This is a genomic window from Vibrio sp. 10N.261.51.A4 (assembly GCF_041471945.1).
Lineage (GTDB): Bacteria > Pseudomonadota > Gammaproteobacteria > Enterobacterales > Vibrionaceae > Vibrio > Vibrio crassostreae_C.
Window position 1 is genome coordinate 1 of the sequence record NZ_JBFRPJ010000124.1, and the last position, 451, is coordinate 451.

Consider the following 451-nt stretch of genomic DNA (forward strand, 5'->3'; position numbering starts at 1 on the left):
GTTAACTGGGAGATATGCTTAATGGGAAGAAGAGGCAGCAGTTGTTCTATATAACTTTTTAGGCGCTTCGTGATGCGAGCATAAGGCTCTAGCCAAGATAGAGACTCTGTTTTTATGCCGCAGTCACGACACTTAATTCTTCGTGTTTGAACGGAAAGTTCAACAGGAACACCGAGCAACATGGCTTCTTTCACATGACGCCATTGATACTCATGGATAGCTTCGGCTTCAAGACCACAAAGGCACTTAGCCTCAGAGTTAGGTTTAAGAGTCAGGGTAATAAGTGATGCTGTCTGGTGAGACTTTACTATTTGAAAGCCTTCCCAGAATGAAGATAGGAAAGTATGATTCGGCATGAAAACGGTAGTTTGTGTATGATTTTTGTTTGGCGACTAAACCATATCACTTACTACCGTTTTTGTTTTTAGTTCCCGCTAATCCGCGATGAACC

At 42.4% G+C, this 451-nt stretch carries 1 pseudogene; it reads right to left on the reverse strand.

From position 1 onward, the window contains the following. A pseudogene (locus tag AB4384_RS22640) lies at positions 1 to 356 on the reverse strand (ISL3 family transposase); the annotation flags it as partial. Between the last annotated feature and the right edge of the window lie 95 nt (positions 357 to 451).